Origin of the sequence: Humibacter sp. (assembly GCF_051954055.1) — a bacterium.
Classification (GTDB): Bacteria; Actinomycetota; Actinomycetes; order Actinomycetales; family Microbacteriaceae; genus Humibacter.
Map to the genome: position 1 here is coordinate 1 of NZ_JBQCIE010000010.1, position 18,036 is coordinate 18,036.

The 18,036-nt window shown below is 69.0% G+C and carries 12 protein-coding genes; 2 read left to right on the forward strand and 10 right to left on the reverse strand.

The annotated features are described in order from the left end of the window. From ACTHNC_RS00555 to ACTHNC_RS00595, 9 genes are all read right to left on the reverse strand, one after another. Nucleotides 1-5,452: Ig-like domain-containing protein (locus ACTHNC_RS00555; RefSeq protein ID WP_440292636.1), on the reverse strand; the 5,452-nt coding region annotated here is incomplete at its 3' end. Beyond that, nucleotides 5,449-6,849: a serine/threonine-protein kinase gene (locus tag ACTHNC_RS00560; protein ID WP_440292637.1), complete on the reverse strand. Its 1,401-nt coding sequence runs from the start codon at nucleotides 6,847-6,849 to the stop codon at nucleotides 5,449-5,451. The genes ACTHNC_RS00560 and ACTHNC_RS00555, both read right to left, overlap by 4 nt. A 128-nt stretch (nucleotides 6,850-6,977) precedes the next feature. Then, complete coding sequence (locus ACTHNC_RS00565; RefSeq protein ID WP_440292638.1) at nucleotides 6,978-7,802, reverse strand: PP2C family protein-serine/threonine phosphatase; 825 nt, start codon at nucleotides 7,800-7,802, stop codon at nucleotides 6,978-6,980. 102 nt (nucleotides 7,803-7,904) lie between these two features. Beyond that, nucleotides 7,905-9,146, reverse strand: coding sequence for an FHA domain-containing protein (locus ACTHNC_RS00570; protein WP_440292639.1), 1,242 nt, complete (start codon nucleotides 9,144-9,146; stop codon nucleotides 7,905-7,907). 34 nt (nucleotides 9,147-9,180) lie between these two features. Continuing rightward, nucleotides 9,181-10,320 carry a DUF4192 domain-containing protein gene (locus ACTHNC_RS00575; protein WP_440292640.1) on the reverse strand — a complete coding sequence of 380 codons (1,140 nt, stop codon included), beginning with the start codon at nucleotides 10,318-10,320 and terminating at the stop codon, nucleotides 9,181-9,183. Between the two features lie 42 nt (nucleotides 10,321-10,362). Next, nucleotides 10,363-12,333, reverse strand: a complete 1,971-nt coding sequence (locus ACTHNC_RS00580) for an ABC transporter ATP-binding protein (protein ID WP_440292641.1) — start codon at nucleotides 12,331-12,333, stop codon at nucleotides 10,363-10,365. Further along, nucleotides 12,330-14,063 carry an ABC transporter ATP-binding protein gene (locus tag ACTHNC_RS00585; protein ID WP_440292642.1) on the reverse strand — a complete coding sequence of 578 codons (1,734 nt, stop codon included), beginning with the start codon at nucleotides 14,061-14,063 and terminating at the stop codon, nucleotides 12,330-12,332. Before ACTHNC_RS00585 ends, ACTHNC_RS00580 begins: the two co-directional genes overlap by 4 nt. Further along, nucleotides 14,057-14,767 (reverse strand): TetR/AcrR family transcriptional regulator, encoded by a 711-nt coding sequence (locus tag ACTHNC_RS00590; RefSeq protein ID WP_440292643.1) that lies wholly within the window; start codon nucleotides 14,765-14,767, stop codon nucleotides 14,057-14,059. The genes ACTHNC_RS00585 and ACTHNC_RS00590 overlap by 7 nt, the downstream gene beginning before the upstream one ends. Before the next feature lie 161 nt (nucleotides 14,768-14,928). Beyond that, on the reverse strand, nucleotides 14,929-15,684 hold the full coding sequence (locus ACTHNC_RS00595; protein ID WP_440292644.1) for a hypothetical protein: 756 nt from the start codon (nucleotides 15,682-15,684) through the stop codon (nucleotides 14,929-14,931). 106 nt (nucleotides 15,685-15,790) lie between these two features. On the opposite strand from ACTHNC_RS00595, the gene ACTHNC_RS00600 reads away from it, so the two are divergent. Further along, nucleotides 15,791-16,279 carry a methylated-DNA--[protein]-cysteine S-methyltransferase gene (locus ACTHNC_RS00600; RefSeq protein ID WP_440292645.1) on the forward strand — a complete coding sequence of 163 codons (489 nt, stop codon included), beginning with the start codon at nucleotides 15,791-15,793 and terminating at the stop codon, nucleotides 16,277-16,279. After that, nucleotides 16,276-16,941 (forward strand): DNA-3-methyladenine glycosylase I, encoded by a 666-nt coding sequence (locus ACTHNC_RS00605; RefSeq protein WP_440292646.1) that lies wholly within the window; start codon nucleotides 16,276-16,278, stop codon nucleotides 16,939-16,941. Before ACTHNC_RS00600 ends, ACTHNC_RS00605 begins: the two co-directional genes overlap by 4 nt. 291 nt (nucleotides 16,942-17,232) lie before the next feature. On the opposite strand, the gene ACTHNC_RS00610 is transcribed toward ACTHNC_RS00605, so the two are convergent. Beyond that, the gene (locus ACTHNC_RS00610; protein WP_440292647.1) at nucleotides 17,233-17,988 is read right to left on the reverse strand and encodes a YaaA family protein; all 756 of its coding nucleotides are present in this window, start codon (nucleotides 17,986-17,988) and stop codon (nucleotides 17,233-17,235) included. Nucleotides 17,989-18,036 lie beyond the last annotated feature (48 nt).

The following is an 18,036-nucleotide window of genomic DNA, read 5'->3' on the forward strand; positions in this document are numbered from 1 at the left end:
GGAAGTCCCAGTACCGCCCCAGGTTCTGCACCGGACCGGTGATCGCCACGTCGCGCACGCTCCCCGGCTTCTGCCGCTGCGTCGCGGAGATGAGCGAGCTCGCCGTGCAGCCCTGGCCGTTGTAGGCGTAGACGACGAAGGTGTAGCGCTGGTTCGGCTGGAGCCCCGTGAAGGTGACGCTGCCGCCCTCCGTCTTCTTGAACGTCGACGACTCGGGGTCGGTGCTCAGCACCGGGTTGCCGGAGTCGACCCCGGTGACGGTGCAGCGCGGCTGAGCGCCGCCCTGGAACACCCCGGCGTAGTACTCGGTGATCGCCTTGCCGTTGGAGCCGAACACGCTCGACCAGCTGAGCGTCGCGCTCGTGCCGTCCGTCTGGTCCGGCGTCGCGACCGGGGCGATGCCGGTGAGCACCGGCGCACCCGCCGGCACCCCGCTGCCGGACGTCTGGTTCCAGGTCGCCCTGGACTGGTAGAACTGGTTCCTGCTGGCGATGGTGAAGCCGATGGAGGCGCCGTTCGCGATGCCGGCGTCGGTGACGTTCAGTGCGTACGCGGTGCCCGGTGCGTCGGAGCCGTTGACCTGCACCGCGTTGGTGAGGCCGCCGAGCGTCACCAGGTAGGAGGTGATCGGGCTCGCTCCCGGTGCGTTCGCCGGCTTGGTCCAGACCACGCGCAGGCCGTGGTCGAGGGGCAGCGCCGAGACCCCGGAGGGGGCGTTCGGGACCACGTCGGACCAGGCCTGCTCGACGTACGAGGTGGGATCGGACAGCCCGAGCGCGTTCTGCGCCCGGACGGTCAGCTGCACGGCATGGTCCGGACCGTTGCCGGGCGTCTGGATCGCGCACACCGTCGTCGTGCAGGTGGTCGTCGAGTACGTCGCACCCGTCGCCGCGATCGTCGCGGTCACCTGGAAGCCGGTGATCGGCGAGTTGTTGAAGGCGCCCGGCGTCCAGCTCAGGGTGAGGCTGCGGTCGGCGATGGTCGTGATCTGCACGTTCGAGACGGGAGCCGGCCGATCCTGGACCGAGACGACGACGGTCCCCCAGGTGTACCGGTCCGGGTCGCCCGTCGCGTCCGCCACCTCGTACTGCAGCGTGGTGTCCACCGGCTGCGCGTTCGGCGCGACCGACACGGTCAGCCGTGACCTGTCCGCACTAGGGGTCACCTGCACGCCCTGCGGCAGTGATCCGTTGGATGCCCCGCGCACGGCGACGACGGTCAGCGGCGTTGCGGGGAACGGGTTGGTCGCCTGGTCGTTGGCCAGCACGTCGACGCTCGTCGTCGCGCCGCGTTTTGCGGTCACCTGGTCGGGCTGCGGCACGGCGAGCGGTCTCGTCGACGGCACAACGGTGATGTCGATGCGGCCGGCCCTGCCGTCGTTCACCGCATCGCGTACGCCGACGAGGACGCTCAGCTGCGTGCCCTTCGGCGTCTTGTCGGAGACCTGAACGGTCAGCTGCGTGCCCTGCAGCGAGGTCGATGCCCCGTCGGGCTTCGGGTCCAGGATTCGGTACTGCAGTTCCGCCTGGTCCTTCGCGTACGGGTATCTGGTCAGCTTCGTCAGATCCAGCGTCTTCTGCTGCCCAGGCTCGAACTCCACCTGAGCGCCGGTGAACGTCGGCGGCTGGTTGTCGCGTGCGGTCACCGTGATGGGCAGCGCGAGCGTGGCGATGTGACCCTTCGGATCGCTCGCCGAAGATCCGTCGGTCACCTCGAACGAGATGGATGCCGGCCCGAAGTACCGTGCAGCACTTGTGAACACCAGCGTGTGGTTGTCGCGCACCAGGCTGTCTCCGTTGGCGTGCGTCGCGTGCACGTGCGAGGCATCCGTCAGTCTGATGTGTTTGCCGCCGGCGGCGACCACGTAGTCGTTCAGGTCGATGACGAGCGTCTTCTCGCTCGGCACCGTCAGCTTGGGCGCTCCCGGCTTCAGCTGGGGCAGCGCGTCCTCGTAGCCGGGGACCCAGATGAAGCCGTACGACGCCACCCTCGCGTCGTCGGGATGAGCGACCTTGAACGGGATGATCTGGGACTTCGCCTGGATGCGCACCCGCACGTGACCGCCGGAGGTCACCTGGGCGGAGTCACCGAAGCCGGGCACGATGGAGAGCTTCAGGCTGGACACGGGACCGTCGGCGAAGAACACGTTCGCGAGCGGGTTCACGGTGATCTGCGAGCGTCCGAGGATGTCGGCGAGACCGACCACCGTGTCCTGCACGACGGGATGCGCGAGCGGCGCGTTCTTGGTCACGACGACGGTGAGGAAGTTGGAACTGGATCCGCCCGTGTCGTTCTGCACCGTGTAGATGAACCCGTAGCGGCCTTCCTTCTGCGGCGCGACGATCTTCACGATCTTGCCCGAGATCTTCGCCTTGGCGATGCCGTTCGACGTGCGCTGCACCGAGGCGATGTGCAGCGGGCTGCCGTCTGGGTCGGAGTCGTTCGCGAGCACCTGCACCGAGACGGTTCGGCCCGGCCGCACCGTCACCTGGTCCTCCACGGCGACCGGGTTGCGGGCAGCGCCGTCCTGTGGCGCGATGCCCACCCGCACCGTGCCGTCGGCGTGCGCTCCGAGGGCATCGACGAGCGTGTAGTCGAACGTGTCGGTGCCCGCCGCATAGTCGCCGGCCTGGTACTCGATCCAGTCGGGCCCGACCTCCGTCACTGCGCCCTTCTGCGGGTTCGTCGACTGCCCGACGAGCTTGACGGAGTCGCCGTCGGGGTCGACGCCGTTCAGCGGGATCGGGATGCGCACCGTGTTGCCCGCCAGCACCCGGGCTGTGACGGTCTGCGGGATGGGCGGACGGTTCGACTGCAGGTCGAGCTCGCGCACCGCGATCGTCACCTGCGCCGTCGCCCACTGGCCGTCGGCGTCGTCCACCCGGTACACGGCCGTGTAGTTCCCTGGCTTGTCCGGCGCGAGGTAGCGGAGTTCGTTACCTGACGCGAACAGCAATCCGGCACCCTTCGGCAACGGTGTCGGTAGCACGGGGTCGAGTGTGAGATCGTCGCCGTCGGCCTGCGAGTCGTTGTCGAGCACGGGGATGTCGATGGCGTCGCCGACGCGCACGGTCGCGCTGTCGGGGTTGGCCACCGGTGGCTGCCGCACGGCGGGTCGTGGGATCTCGATGACCCGCACGGTGCCCTGCGCCTGCGCCGTGCCGTTGCTCACCGTGTACCCGAACGAGACCGGCCCGTCCAGAGGACCGGTCAGTGTGACGCGCAGGATGCGCTGCTCCAGCACCTCGACGCGAACGCCCTGATTGGCGGCCGGCGACTGGGCGGCCGTGATCAGCAGCACGCCGCCCGCCGGGTCGAAGTCGGTGGCGAGCACGTCCACCTCCTGCGAGCTCTGCTGCTCGATGAAGGCGGTGTGCGGGACCGTCACCGGCGTGTCGCCGGCATCCTGCGGCATCGTGACCACCACGCGCACCTCTCCGGTCGCGGTCGTGGAGCCGTCGGTCACGGTGTACTCGACGTAGTGGCTGCCTGCCGAGTCGGAAGTGAACCCGAACGTTCCCTCGTCGTAGTTGGGGCTCAGCGTGACGTCCGGCTTCTCCGGCACGGATGCCAGTCGCACCGGGCCGACGCCGCCGCGCACGTGGGCGAGCGGCGAGATCGTGATCTGGTCCCCTGCGACCACGGTGGCGACGAACGGCTCCGCGATGATCGGGACGTCCGTCGGCGGCCGCACGGTCACGGTGAGGGAGCCGTGCGCCTCTGCGCGCCCGTCCGACATGGTGAGCGCGACCGACTGCAGGCTCCCGCCCTTGCCGGCATCCGTGAACGTGACGGTGCCTTGCGGAGTGAATGTCACGGTGTTCGGCGATGCGGTCGATGCTGACGTGAGGTAGAACGGGTCGCCGTCCGGGTCGTACCAATCGCCGAGCACCTGAGTGGACACCCGTCCCCCGGCGGCGACGGTCGCCTTCGTGGCACGCACCTGCACGGGCGGTGAGTTCTCGTTCGGCTGCCGCACCGTCACCGTGACGTGGGCGTTCGCCTGTCCGCCGCGGCCGTCGCTGATCGTGTAGTCGAAGTCGATCTGACCGTGCGCGTCCGACGGCAGCGTGATCTGCAGCTCCTGGTCGTCGGCGGTGCGCTGGATGCGAGCGGTCGCCTGCGGCACCGGGGTGAACGAGTCGATGACGAGCACGTCGCCGTTCGGGTCGTAGTCGTTCAGGAGCACCGGGAGCGGGGTCGTGACGCCGGGACGCGCACCGAACTGGTCGTCGACGGCGACGGGCGGCTCCTGAGTCTTCTCGTACGTCGGCGGCTTGTCTTCGGTGTTCTCCTCGGTCTGCTGCGTCTGGTCGTTCTGCTTGGCGAAGTCCGCCCAGTTGTCGATCACGCTGTTGCCGTGCTGCACCGACCATGTCGTCCCGTGCACCGTGTCGTTGAGCACGACGGTGTCGTCGTTGACGCGGAAGGCGAGTTCTGCGCCGGGACGGACCTGGGCGAGCGTTCCCGATCGGCCGGCCTCACCGCCCGAGCAGGAGCGCCACGTCTGGCCGGTGTCCCAGGCCGCATACAGGCATCCGTTCACCCAGACGGGCGCGGCGGCCGTGCCGAATCCGCCCTGCAACGCCCGTCGCACATCACCGCTGCCCGGCACGAGGTAGACGCCGGAGTCCGAGGCGATCGTGAGGTCGACGTTCGCGTCGGATGCCTGCGCCAGCACCCCTTGATCGCCCACGACGGCCGGCAGCGTTCTGGTGCCGCCGGACGTGCGCAGAACGCGCGCGGCGTCGTCGTACAGCGCCCAGTCGCCTCCCGTGGACGTGAGCTGCACATCGGCGGCGGACTGGTGCTTCGTGAGCGGGCCGATGTGCCAGGTCTGGGCGACGCTGTCACCGGTCGCAGCGTCGATCCGGTAGACCGTCCCGGCCTGCTGCGAGTAGGCGAACAGCGTGCCGTCCGGGGTGAGCGAGGTGATGATCCGGCTTCCGAGGTCAACAGTCGGGGTGGATGCCGATGTGTACGACTGCAGATCGGTCAGAGGCACCAGCCAGATGCGGCCCGTCGCCAGCGATTGGATGACGGCGCGCGAGCCCGCGATGCCGACCTGGGCATCCTTCGGGGGCAGCGCGACCGCCTTGCCCGCCGTGACCGTCGCCGGGTCGACCTTCGAGACGGTGTTCGTGCTGCGGTCGACGAGCAGCACAGACTTGCCGCGCTGCGCGACGTCGACCGACTCGTCACCGGCCGTCACCGCCGAGTTGAGCGCGTTCACCTGCGTGTTCGCGCGCCCGAGCAACTGCTTGGAGGAATTCGTGACCCACACCGCCGCATCTCCGAGCACCATGCGCTGCTGCACGAACCCGCCGGAGACGATGGCGATGGTCGTCACGAGCGCGATGATGACCACCCCCGCCGCAATGGTGAGCGTCACCGAGCGGTGACGCAGGAGGAGCGCAGCGGTGCGGTGACGGCCGATGAAGGAACGGATCACGACGAACCCGCCGGATCGACGCACTTGGCGGCACTGGTCTCACCCGTGCGGCCGGAGCGGTTCACCGTCACAGTGAGGCACACTCGCCGGTCGGCGGAGTCGACCGTGAAGGTCGTGCTGCGCTGCAGGCTCGACGAGGCTCCGTCCACACTCACCTGGTACTCATCGCCGGAGGCCAAGCCGGGGTCCTGCCAGCTGAACTCGATGGAGCCGCCCACCACGTGCCCCTCGATGTTGCGCACGACCGGGATGTCGCTGGGCGTCGCGGCACGCACGAGCACGAACGAGAGCGTGCCGATGAAGGCGGCGCCGAGCACGACGCACGCGGCGATCAGCCACCTCGCACCGGCGCCCATCCGAGCCGGCCGGCCGGTCGTGGCTGCCCCGGTCTCTCGTCCCTGGCTGCGCTCTCCCGTGTGCGTCTCGCCGTCACGACGTCGCCTGCGCCGTTGCTCGGGCGACACGGACACCACGCCCTTCACCCGGGTACGGTCCTCGTCCTCCACGACCGCGGCAGCGACCCATTCGTCGGTCGCCACGTCGGCGGGCGTCGGCGAGAACCCGAGCTCCGCCTCGACGGACTGCAGGTCGCGGATGAACTCGAGCACGCTGTGCTGTCGCGCCTCGGGACGCTTCGACATCGAACGACGCAGCACGGTCTCGAGTCGCTCCGGAACGTCTTCGCGCCCGATCGGCTCCGGTTTGGCGCGCTGGATGCGGGAGATCAGCTGCGCTGACGAGTTGTCGGTGCCCGGCACCTCGAACGGCGACCGCCCGGCGATGAGCGAGTAGACGGTGGCACCGAGCGCCCATACCTCGCTGGCCACGGTGCCGGTCGTCTGGTCCGTGAGCACCTCGGGAGCCGACCATGGCACGGACAGCCCCACGGCATCCGTCAGCTCGGCGTCTCCGATGGTCGCGGCGATGCCGAAGTCGGAGAGCACCGGATGCCCGTACGCGGTCGTGAGGATGTTCGACGGCTTCACGTCGCGGTGCAGCACGCCCGCGCGGTGCGCCGTCTCGACGGCGCCGGCGATCTTGATGCCGATCGCGAGCGCCTCAGGCACGCTCAGCGGATCGGCCCGGTACCGCCGATTGAGCACGGGAGAGCACAGTTCCATGACCAGGTACGGGCGGCCGTCGGATGCCACGCTCGCCTGATACACGGTCAGCACGGCCGGGTGGGCGCTCAGCTGCGCCATCAGGTTGGCCTCTGCCTGGAACATGGCGCGCACGCTGGGCGTGACCACCTCGGCCAGCAGCACCTTGACCGCCACCTGCCTGCGCGGCATGTTCTGCTCGTAGAGGAAGACGTCGGCGAATCCGCCGGAACCGAGCGCCCGGACGTACGAGAACCCCGGCAGGTTGGGCGGGGCGGAGGGCAGCCTCGTGGCCATGCGCGCCTCCCGGTCTCGTCGGTCGTCATCGTCCCCGGCCGGGGAAACGTGCACCATTGTAGGCGGCGCACGGCGGCCTCGGCCCGCGGGCTCGACGGACGTCTCGTTCTTTCTCGGTGCCGCCCCGCTCAGCGCCTTCTTGCGCTGCGTCTGGGGGACGAGACCGGTGCATCCGGTGTGCCGAGCACGTCGACCACGACCACGGTGACGTTGTCCCGGCCTCCGTTGCCGAGCGCGGCATCCATCAGCTGTCCCGCCGCATCGAGCGGGCTGGTGCCCACCGTGAGGAAGTGCCGGATGCCGTGCTCGGTCAGCTCCTTGGTGAGGCCGTCCGAGCAGGCGAGCAGCCTCGTGCCCGCCACCACCGGAACCAGGCTGAAGTCGGGAACCGGGTCCTCGTTGAACCCGACGGCACGGGTGATCACGTTCGAGTGCGGGTGCACCTCGGCCTCCGACGGCGTGATCGCGCCGGCGTCGAGCAGCTCCTGCACGATCGAGTGGTCGACGGTGAGCTGGCGGAGCTCGCCGTCTTCCAGCTCGTACACGCGGGAGTCGCCGATGTTGAAGACGAGCCAGCTGGGTTCGCCCTCTGCCAGGGTGAGCGCGAATCCGGTGACGGTCGTTCCGGTGCCGAGCTCGGTCTGCCCCGCGCCCTTGTCCATGTCGGCGACCGCTGCCCGCAGCGACGAGTCGATGGCGCGCTCGTCGACGTACTGCGCGGAGACCCGCTCCGACAGTCTGTTCACGACGGCTGCACTGGCCACGTCGCCCGCACTGTGGCCGCCCATCCCGTCGGCGACGGCGAAGATGGGCGATTTGGCGATCAGGCTGTCCTCGTTCACCGCCCGCCGATAGCCCTTGTCGGTCAGGGCCGCCCAGGTCAGGGTGATCCGCGCGTCTTTGCCGGGCACGGCGATGTGGTGCCGCTTACTGCTGCGCCCGATCTGTGTCACGCGAGCATCCTCTCGGCTGGGTCTGCGGGGCGATCGGGTCCGGGTCGCCGTCTCGGGCCGTGCCCCGGCATGGACACATCCCGGCGTTCGCACATCGACGAATCACGAGATCAAGCCTACGGGGGTGATGTCGATGATAGTCCCGTCGCCGATCTCGACCGCCGCGTGACCGTGCACCGCAAACGACTCACCCGGACGCAGCCTTCTGGCCCGTCGGCCGTCGACGCTCACCCGCGTGCCGTTCCTCGACTTCAGATCCGTCACGACGACGACCCGCCCGGTCGGTTCGATCCGTACGTGCGACGCCGAGATCTCCTGACCGGGTGACGGCACCGCCACCAACAGGGGGTCGATGCCCGACCGTCTGGTCGACATGGGCCGCCGTCCGAACACAACGGGACGCTCGAGCGGGATCTGCTCCTGCCCGCGGATGCCCACCAGCACTCGGCCGCGCACCTCGCCGTTCTCGGACGGCGGCTCGACGACGGTGGCCGGCGCCGGGGGCAGCAGGGGTGCCGTGGTCGGCGCCGGGGGCAGCACCGGTCCTTTCTGCGGTGTCGGCGCCGGCAGCGCCCCTAACTGAGGTGTCGGCGTCGGCGGGGGCCGGAAGAGTGACGCCCGTTCCACGGTGAGCTCGTCCGGCTCACTCCGCGGTGCCAGCCTGACCTGCATGGCTGGTCCACTACGCCGCACGGTCTCCTCGTCGAACCCCGGAGGGGCGGAGGCGGGTGGTCGACGCACGGTGTCGTCATCGAGCGCGGCAGGCGGCCTCGCGTATCGCGCACGAGCATCCGCACCGTCCTCGGTCTCTCGGGCCACCGGCCGTTCGGGTGCGGCGGCGGACCACAACACCGATCCGGCGTTCGCGATTCCGAGGCCGATCGGCAACGCCGCCGACGTCAGCCGCGCTACGCTGTCGAATCGTCTGGCCGGGCCGCCGAGCTCAACGGCGACGACATCGCGGAACGTGGCGATGAGCCATGGCTGCATGCCCGACGACGAGAATCGTCGCGCCCCTCCCACGGAATAGACGTCGATCACCGCTCGCCCTCGAGCGACGGCGGTGATCTGCCAGCCGTCGACGCCGTCCGCGTCGAAGTGCACGACCGCGAACGAGTCGACCCCGTTCTCGCCCACCGGGATCGCGGAGACCACGCGTTCCAGCTCGGTCTCGGCGGCCCCTGCCAGTGCCGCGAGCGACTGGATGCCGCGCTCGCCCGGTGCCGCCTCGATGAGGGCGACGAACGACTCGCCGACGATGACGATCCAGTCGTCCTCCGGCGGGCGAGGAGCCGTCGCGTGCACGAATCCACGGTGACGTCCGAACGGCTGCCCCTGTGCCACGTGTCCCCTCCCCTGCCAGGTACGCTGCTTCGTCTCATTCTGGCGTGTCCCGGTCGGCGAACGCCCACTCGGGCAGCGCGCCCGCGTCGAGCAGTGTCTCCACAAGACCGGCGAACGGGTATCCCGGATCCGCCTCGTGCGACGCGCGCACATACTCCCCCGCCACCGATCCTCTGCCGAGCGCCCAGTTCAACCAGGCGAGCGATGCCAGGCAAGGGGCGCGCTCGGCCGCCGGCAACCGGGCCGCGACATGGCGCACGAGCTCGATACCGCGACGCGCACCTTGCGCACTCGGGCGGGGCATTCGCCCGAGTCCGACCAGCGCCATGGCGATCTCCTCGTCCGCCACTGGAGCGCCGGTTGCACACTGCTCCCGGAACCGCCAAGCGCGTCGTCCGGTCGTCCTCCCCCACATCCACGTGAAGAGCACGACATCCCTGCTACTGGGATCGTCGAACACGCGTGCAGTGAGGGCGGCGGACGCCGGCCCCATGGCGGACGTCCTCCAGCCCGCACTGAACTCGGCGAACCAGATCGGGTCGGGCATCCGCTTCTCGAGGCGAAGGGCATCGAGCGCGGACCTGGTGCGCTCGATCTCCGCGGCATCGACCTCCGGCAGCTCCGCCTCTCGCGCCGGCGGATCGTGCACCGGCAGGCAGTCCGGATCGAGCCGCCGCAACCGCCATGCGGCATCCAGTTCGTCCCTGGGGCGCGCGGCCTCCCCCTCGTGACCCCAACCGTCGGAAGACACGAACAGCGCGTCGCGCACGGTGAACCCGGCGGAGACCGCGGCGGTGCGCAGCTCGGCGAACAGCTCGGCGTGCGGCGTCCCGCCGGCGCACGAGTCGTCGGTGAAGACGATCGGCACGACGGCGTCCGCTCGGCGCACCCGGCACGCCATCCCGACCACCGTGGCCGCGTACTCGGCGAGCGCCACGCCCTTCGGTGGACGCCCGCGTTTGCCGCGGGCCGGCCGGTCGGGCAGGTCCACCCGAAACGTTCCGCAGGTCGTGGAGCCGCTCATCGTGATCAGCACGAGGCTGCGCTCGGGCTCGAAGCCGATCAGCTCCGGAACATGGGAGAGGAGGTCGAGGGTGTCGGTGGCGACGATGCGTTCGGGCATGGCGACCAGCGTGTCGCGCGACGGATGCCCGTGGCAGGCGACCACGGGCATCCGTTCACTCGAGCGCTGTCCTGCCCACTGTGGACGGAAAGCTCAGACCTCGTCGGTGACGGCTCCAGCGAACTGAGCGTTGTACAGCGAGTAGTAGGCGCCGCCGGCAGCGAGGAGCCCGGCGTGGGTGCCCTGCTCGACGATCCGGCCCGACTCCATCACGAGAATGAGATCGGCATCGCGGATCGTGGAGAGCCGGTGCGCGATGACGAAGCTCGTTCGTCCCTGCCGCAGCGCGCTCATCGCCTTCTGCACGAGAAGCTCGGTGCGGGTGTCGACCGAGCTCGTCGCCTCGTCGAGGATGAGCACGCTCGGCCGGGCGAGGAACGCGCGTGCGATCGTCAGCAGCTGCTTCTCGCCCGCCGAAATGTTGCTGGCGTCGTCATCGAGCACGGTGTCGTAGCCATCCGGCAGCGAGCGCACGAACCGGTCGACGTAGCTGGCTTGCGCCGCTTCGACGATCTCGTCCTCCGTGGCATCCGGGCGACCGTACGCGATGTTGTCGCGAATCGTTCCGGCGAACAGCCACGTGTCCTGCAACACCATTCCGATGCGACTGCGCAGCTCGCGACGCGTAAGTGAGGTGATATCCGTGCCGTCCAGCGTGATGCGGCCGGAGTCCACCTCGTAGAACCGCATGATGAGGTTCACGAGCGTGGTCTTGCCGGCGCCCGTAGGGCCGACGATCGCCACCGTCTGCCCGGGTTCGGCGACCAGGGACAGATCCTCGATGAGCGGCTTGTCCTCGACGTACCGGAACGACACGTCCTCGAACTCGAGGCGTCCCGTCGTCTCCCCCATCGCCGCCGGGGCATCCGGATCAGGCGACTGCTCGTCGGCGTCGAGCAGCTCGAACACGCGCTCTGCGGAGGCAACGCCGGACTGCAGCAGGTTGGCCATCGAGCCCAGCTGCGCCAGGGGCTGGGTGAACTGCCTCGAGTACTGGATGAACGCCTGCACGTCGCCGATCTGGATGACGCCCGCCGCCACCTGCAGGCCGCCCACCACCGCGATTCCCACGTAGACCAGGTTCCCGACGAACTGCATGGAGGGCATGATGATGCCCGACACGAACTGGGCGCCGAAGCTGGCCCGGTACAGCTCCTCGTTCTTCTCATCGAACCGCTTGTTCACCTCGCGCTGACGACCGAACACCTTCACGATGGCGTGACCCGTGTAGGTCTCCTCGATCTGGGCGTTCAGCGCGCCGGTGTTGCGCCACTGGGCGACGAACATCTTCTGCGATCGCTTGGCGATCACCATCGTGACGAGCAGTGTCAGCGGGATCGACACCAGCGCGATCACGGCCAGCAGCGGCGAGATCACGAACATGATCACGAGCACGCCGACGACCGTGAGCACCGAGGTGAGCACCTGGCTCATCGTCTGCTGCAGGCTCTGCTGCACGTTGTCGATGTCGTTGGTGACGCGGCTGAGCAGCTCCCCGCGCGGCATCGTGTCGAAGTACTTCAAGGGCAGCCGGTGGATCTTCTCCTCGACGTCCCTGCGCAGCCGGTACACCGTGCGCATCGTGATCCCGTTCAGGATGTACGCCTGCAGCCAGCTGAACACCGACGCGAACACGTAGAGCGCGAGCACGATCATCAACACGTGCGACAGCGCGGTGAAGTCGATCCCGTGCCCGGGGGTCAGGTGCATCCCGCTGAGCATGTCCGCGACCTGCCCCTGCCCGTTCCTGCGCATCCCCTCCAGCACCTGCGCCTGGCTGGCGCCCGCCGGAAGGCCCTTGGAGATGAACCCGGCGACGATGATGTTCGTGCCCTCGCCGAGCAGCTTCGGGCCGAGCACGCTGAACGTCACGCTGACCACGGTGAGCAGCGTCACGAACACCAGCCCGACCGCCTCCGGCCGCAGCCTGCCCAGCAGCCGCTTGGCGCTCGGGCCGAAGTTCATCGCCTTCTGCGCGGGCATGCCCGCACCACCGAACGGTCCACCGCCTCCCGGTCCGCGCCTGGGCATCGGAACGCGCTGCGTCGTCTTCGTCTCGCTCATGCCGCTTCCTCCGCCGTCAGCTGCGACGACACGATCTCCGCGTACGTCTCGGATGTCTCCAGCAGGTGCTCGTGCGTTCCGGCTCCCACGATCCTTCCGTTCTCCAGCACCAGAATCTGATCTGCGTCGGTGATGGTCGAGACACGCTGGGCGACGATCACGAACGTCGCACCTCTCTCCTTGTCGCGCAGGGCTCGCCGCAGGCGGGCATCCGTTGCGAGGTCGAGCGCCGAGAACGAGTCGTCGAACACGTAGATCTCTGCGCGCTTGACGAGCGCCCTGGCGATCGCCAGCCGCTGCCGCTGTCCGCCGGAGACGTTCGTGCCGCCCTGCGCGATCTCGGCCTCCAGCCCGCCGTCCATCGCCTGCACGAAGTCCTTCGCCTGGGCGATCTCCAGCGCGCGCCAGAGCTCCTCGTCACTGGCATCCGGCTTCCCGTAGCGAAGGTTGGATGCCACGGTGCCCGAGAACAGATAGGGCTTCTGGGGCACGAGGCCGATGCGCGCCCACAGCACGTCGGGGTCGAGCTCGGCGACGTCCACGCCGTCGATCAGCACGGAACCGCTCGTGGCGTCGAAGAGCCGCGGCAGCAGATTGATCAGCGTCGTCTTGCCTGAGCCGGTCGACCCGATGATCGCGACGGTCTGGCCGCGCTCGATGCGCACGTTGATGTCGCTGAGCACGGGATCCTCGGCGCCCGGGTACGCGAAGCCCACCTCGAACAGCTCGACGGTGCCCTGCTCCCGCAGCTGGGTGACCGGATGCTCGGATGCCTTCACCGTCGACTCCGTGTTCAGCACCTCGCCGATCCGCTCCGCGCAGACCGCCGCGCGGGGGACCATCACGAACATGAACGTCGCCATCATGACGCCCATCAGGATCTGCATCAGGTAGCTCAGGAACGCGGTCAGCGTGCCGACCTGGAGCGATCCGTCGTCGATGCGGAACGCGCCGAACCAGATCACAGCGACGCTGGAGAGATTCAACACGAGCATCACCGTCGGGAACATCAGCGCCATCAGGCGGCCGGCCCTCAGCGCCGTCTCGGTGACCTCGTCGTTCGCGGTCTTGAACCTGTCGCGCTCGATGTCCTCTCGCACGAACGCGCGTACGACACGGATGCCTGACAGCTGTTCCCGCAGCACCCGGTTCACCTGGTCGATGCGCTTCTGCATCTTGCGGAACTGCGGCACCATGCGCGAGATGATCAGCACGACGCAGATCAGCAGGATGGGCACGCTGACCGCGATGAGCCAGGACATCCCGAAGTCCTGCTGAATCGCCAGGATGATGCCGCCGATGCACAGGATCGGCGCCGACACGAGCAGCGTGCACGTCATGAGCACGAGCATCTGCACCTGCTGCACGTCGTTCGTGTTGCGCGTGATCAGGGACGGTGCACCGAACTTCGTGACCTCGCGTTCGGAGAAGTCGCCGACGTGGGAGAAGAGCGCGCCGCGCAGATCGCGGCCGAGTCGCATGGATGCCTTCGCCCCGAAGTACACGGCGACGATGTTGCAGATCACCTGCCCGAGCGTGACGACCAGCATGAACGCGCCGTTGGCGAGGATGTAGCCGGTGTCGCCCTTGATGACCCCCTTGTCGATGAGGTCGGCGTTCAGGGTCGGCAGGTACAGCGAGGCGAACGACTGCAGCAGCTGGAACACCACGACGGCGGCCAGTAGCGGCCAGTGCGGCCGCAGGTACCGCACGAGCAATCGCATCAACATGAAGGGGTCCTTTCCAGGTCGTGCGCGGTGTCGTCCGCCTGGGCGTCGCGTGCCGGTGCGCCGGCTCCGACGAGTGCGCGGGCGGCCCGCTTGCGTGCGGCATCCTCGTTTCCGGCCGTCGTGTCTCCTGCGATGCCGTAGACGATGAGCCGGGTGAGCGTGTCGTCGTCGAACGAGGCCTCCACGGTGAACCCGGGAATGGACATCGCGAAGGCGACGAGACGGATGAACGGCGCGACGTGCTCCGCGGGAACGTTCAGCCGGTCGAGCTCGGGCTCGACCAGCCGCGCCACGATGGAGACGTACTCCCATTTCTGCCCGGGCTTCGGATTCCTGACGTGCGGCGGCTCCGAGCCGGTGTACCCGATCGCGGACATGATGCTGATCACGCCGTGGAATCTCTGCCGCAGCACGCCGAGGATGCGCGACACCTTGGCCTCGAGCGACAGGGCGGGGTCGATCTCGGCCAGGCTGGCTCGCACAGGAGCCGGGTCGAGGTAGACGTCGGCCGCCTCGCGGAGCAGCGTCTCCTTGTCGCCGAACACCCGGAAGATGGTGCCTTCGGCCACCCCGGCGGCCTCGGCGATCTGGCGAGACGTCAGCGCCGCGCCGTGCTCGATCATGGCGGGGATCACCGCATCGATGATCGCCGCCTTCCGTTCCTCCGGGGGTAGCGGGCTGGCGCGATTGGGTATCTTCGGCACGCGCCGATGCTAACTGAGTGTGCGCTCACTCCGCAACGGTACGGGGCGACGCGTCGGGCTGTCGCGCTACGGAGATCGGCTCGCGCTACAGCTATCGGCGCGCGCTACAGAAGAATCGTGTAGCGCGTGCCGATAGCTGTAACGGTTCGCGATCCCGAGGCTCAGGATGCCGTCAGCACGGTGAACTCGCGGGAGTACGCGGGCGATCCGGCACCTTCGCGCCAGGTGACGCGGATGCGAGGCGGCGGCGCTCCCCTACCGGCCATGACGCGGAACTGCAGCACGTCGTCGGGGTCAACATCGCGCGGGATCACCTCGTCGGGACGCACGAACTTCGGCGGGACGGTCACGTCGGACAGCAGCGCATCCTGTGCCTTCGCCAGGCCGGTGTTGCGCAGCGCCCAGGTCGAATTGCGCACGCGTTCCAGGCGCCATGACACCTGCACCACCCGCTCGGTGGCTCCTCCGCGGCCCGCGACGTCATGGTCCTCTGCTCGCTGCACGGTCGCGCGTCCCGGTGCCTGCTCGCGTGACGAGGCCGCGGCCGCCGGTACGCCACCGGCGAGGGCGCTGGCCTGGATGCGTGCCGCCTCCGCCTCGGCGTGCTCGGCCTTGTCCGACGCCTCCTCCGCCTCCCGTCGGCTTGCGGCTGCTGCAGCCTGGGCCGCGGCAGCGGCCTGTGCAGCGCGAGCCGCCTGCTGCGCCGCATTCGCCGCATCCTGCCTGCCCTGGGCCACTCTCGTCTCGAGCTGCTCAAGTCCTGCAGCGGCGGCCTGCGCGTTGGTCTCGGCGCGAGCGACACCGGATGCCGCGGCCGCCGCACGCTCCTCCGCCGTCCGTGCCCGCACCAGGGCGACAACCGCGAACGCGATCGCCACGAGTGCGACGACGAGAGAGATGACATCCAGGAGTACCACGGAGGAATTCTAGGTCTCTGCGTCCACAGGCATTCGAATGGCGGATGCATCCACCGCGGCCGCCCGTATCGCCTCGCGTGTCGGATGCCGTGCGTACCGTCGAGCCATGGACGCATACCTGCTTCGCATGCCGAGCCCGATCGGCAGACTGGAACTCCTCTCCGACGGTTCGGCCGTCACATCGCTCACCATCGAGCGCGACGGCACACTGCCGCGCGACCATCTCCCGGAACGGCCGAACGACGTGCTCGAGACGGCGCGCGATCAACTCGACGAATACTTCGCCGGGGAGCGTCGCACGTTCGACGTTCCGCTGGCGCCGGATGGCACACCGTTCCGGCGAGCCGTGTGGGACCGGCTTCGCGAGGTCGGGTGGGGCGAGCACATCACGTACGGCGAGCTCGGCATGGCGGTGGGCAAGGCGACGGCCGGTCGCGCCGTCGGTGGAGCAATAGGCTCTAACCCCATACCTCTCTTCATCGGATGCCATCGCGTGCTCGGCGCTGACGGCCGCGTCACCGGGTACAGCGGTGGCCAAGGCATTCCGACGAAGCTCTGGCTCCTCGAGCACGAAGGGATCACCCTCGCCGCATGAGCGACACCGAACAAGCCGTGGCGCGGCCGGCGACAGTCGGCACGACCAGCGCCACCACGCCCCAGCGCCGCGGCGACCTCCTTGTTGGCGACGACGGCGTCGCCCGGTGCGCGTGGGTGGGCGCCGATCTCGAGTACCAGCGCTACCACGACGAAGAGTGGGGCACTCCCCTGCGGGACGACCGCGCCTTGTTCGAGAAGATCTGCCTCGAAGGGTTCCAGGCGGGACTCTCCTGGCGCACGATCCTGCTGCGAAGGCCAGCCTTCCGGGAGGCCTTCCACGGCTTCGATGTGCGGCGGGTCGCCGCGATGACCGAGGACGACGTCGAACGGCTGCTGCAGAACGCGGCCATCATCCGCCACCGCGGCAAGATCGAGGCGACCATCGCCAACGCCCGTGCGACCGCTGCCCTGGAGCAGCCGTTGAGCGAGCTGATCTGGTCGTTCGCGCCCGCGGATTGGCGAGACCGTGCTCCCGAATCGATGAGCGACGTTCCCGCGGTCACTCCCGAGTCCACCGCGCTGAGCCGCCGCCTGCGCGCACTCGGGTTCCGGTTCGTCGGTCCGACCACGATGTACGCGCTCATGCAGTCAGCGGGCCTCGTCGACGACCACCTGGCAGGATGCTGGCGCGCCGCCGGGCAGACAGGCTCGCACACATAGGCCGGGCCGGCGGAGATCCGGTGGTCCTGACGGTGTGCCTCGTGGTGACCGGTATCGCACTTGCCCGACCGCAGGCGATCAGAAACCCGATCATCGCACCGTGAACGACCACTCTGGCGCACGGAGGGGACGCGCGCCGACCTCATTCGCCGACCCGACGGTATTGCGTTCGCCCGCGTGTTCGAGAAGCGGTGGGGCCGCTGCGAGCGCCCTGATTGTCACCTTGTCGTCCCGGTGGGCGTCGCCGCAAATGATCGTGCCGACCCCCGCTGGCACATAGTCGATCCTAACTCAGTCAGCGACCAGCAGGACCTCACGATTGGCTGCGGATTCCATCCGGAACCCGGCCGAACGAGCCCACTCCACGAACCCGTGAACGGAGCGCACTCGCGGGCGTTCCAGCGCGAAGGCACGCACGAGCATCCCCTTCGCGTGCTTGTTGAAGTGGTTCAGTGCGCGACGCGTGCCGTCCGGTCCCTCGGTGACGACGCGCACGAAGGCGGTGTCGTCGCGGTCGCCCACCGGACCGAGCGCCACGTATCCCTCCGAACGCAGGTCGATGATCGGGCCGGCGACCTGGGCGAGCGCCGCAGTGACCGCCGATGCCCACAGCGAGCGAAGGCGGATGCCCGGAAGTCGCGACGTGGCAGACATCCGGTAGTCGGGGATGCGGTCGAGCGCTCCGATCGGCCCGAAGACGGCAGAGTGGATGGCGGCCGTACGGCCGAGGTGGCGGCGCGCCTCCTGCGGCAGCGTCGGGGCATCCAGCGCGTCGAAGAGCACGCCCGTGTAACGGTCGAGCGCCGGCATCACCGGCGCATCGAAAATGGCCGCGTTCGTGTCGAGCTCGTCGACCAGCGTTCGCGGGATACCGAGCGCCTTGGCCGCCTCATCCCGATCGCCGCTCGTGGCGACGTGCACGAGCGCCCGCGCGGTCTGCTCGCGCTCGGCGATAAGCTCCGGGAACCGCAGGTCGGCCAGGTCGAGGCGAGTACGGCCTCGGCCGCCCGCTCGCTTGGACTCGGACGGCGGCAGGAGGATCAGCACGAAATGCCCGGGCCCGGCTCCTGCGCGCGAAGCCTGCGAACGGCGCCA

What these genes read in the sequence shown, in the direction of transcription:
- ACTHNC_RS00560 (WP_440292637.1), bottom strand. Translation starts at nt 6,849, where the DNA reads ATGGCCACGAGGCTGCCCTCCGCCCCGCCCAACCTGCCGGGGTTCTCG.
- ACTHNC_RS00575 (WP_440292640.1), bottom strand. Translation starts at nt 10,320, where the DNA reads ATGCCCGTGGTCGCCTGCCACGGGCATCCGTCGCGCGACACGCTGGTC.
- ACTHNC_RS00580 (WP_440292641.1), bottom strand. Translation starts at nt 12,333, where the DNA reads ATGAGCGAGACGAAGACGACGCAGCGCGTTCCGATGCCCAGGCGCGGA.
- ACTHNC_RS00585 (WP_440292642.1), bottom strand. Translation starts at nt 14,063, where the DNA reads ATGTTGATGCGATTGCTCGTGCGGTACCTGCGGCCGCACTGGCCGCTA.
- ACTHNC_RS00600 (WP_440292645.1), top strand. Translation starts at nt 15,791, where the DNA reads ATGGACGCATACCTGCTTCGCATGCCGAGCCCGATCGGCAGACTGGAA.
- ACTHNC_RS00605 (WP_440292646.1), top strand. Translation starts at nt 16,276, where the DNA reads ATGAGCGACACCGAACAAGCCGTGGCGCGGCCGGCGACAGTCGGCACG.